Genomic DNA, 896 nt, shown 5'->3' on the forward strand with positions numbered 1-896 from the left:
AGAGCCGGCGCTCGCAAATCGATGGCGTGTCACGAAGTTGGTTTGACGCTCAGAACGTTGCAGCGCTGGACGCAGACTGAAGAAGTGGTGGCGGATGCCCGGACAACGACGATTCGAGCAGTCCCGCCGAACGCGCTGAATGAACATGAGCGGCAAGCGATTCTCGACCTGTGCAACAGCGCCGAGTATGCCCACCTGCCGCCCAGCCAGATCGTGCCGAGACTGGCGGATAAACAGCTCTACCTGGCCTCGGAGTCGACGTTCTATCGGGTACTCCGAGCTGCCGGACAGCGTCAGCATCGAGGACGTAGCCAGCGCCCTGGACGTCATGCAGAGCCGACGACCCACGCGGCGCACGCACCAAACCGAGTGTGGTCGTGGGACATTACTTATCTGCCGTCTTCGGTACGGGGCAAGTACTACTACCTGTATCTGATCGAAGATATTTACAGTCGTAAGAGTGTCGGCTGGGAGGTGCATGAGGATGAAGATGGCGCCAAGGCTGCAGTGTTGTTGCAGAGAAGTGTGATCGGCGAGCAATGCCTGCGAGAACCACTGGTACTGCACTCGGACAATGGTGCCCCGATGAAATCGACCACGTTGCTGAGCAAGATGTACGAGCTAGGCATTACGCCTTCGCGCGGAAGGCCGCGAGTCAGCAACGACAATCCGTATTCAGAGGCTCTATTCCGAACGCTGAAGTACTGTCCGCAATGGCCGACTAAAGGCTTCGATAGCCTGGATGCTGCGAGGGGATGGGTACGTGACTTTATACGCTGGTACAACCACGAGCATCGCCATAGCCGCATCCGCTTCGTCACGCCGGCAGAGCGGCATCGGGGTCAAGATAAGCAGATCCTAGCCCTGCGCCACGAGCTGTATGAACAAGCACGAAA

General features: G+C 58.1%; 1 protein-coding gene. It reads left to right on the forward strand.

Features of this window, described 5'->3' with window-relative positions:
* On the forward strand, positions 1-896 hold an 896-nt coding region (locus N4Q37_RS27635; protein ID WP_260963362.1), incomplete at both ends, for an IS3 family transposase.

The organism is Pseudomonas citri (assembly GCF_025336485.1).
Lineage (GTDB): Bacteria > Pseudomonadota > Gammaproteobacteria > Pseudomonadales > Pseudomonadaceae > Aquipseudomonas > Aquipseudomonas citri.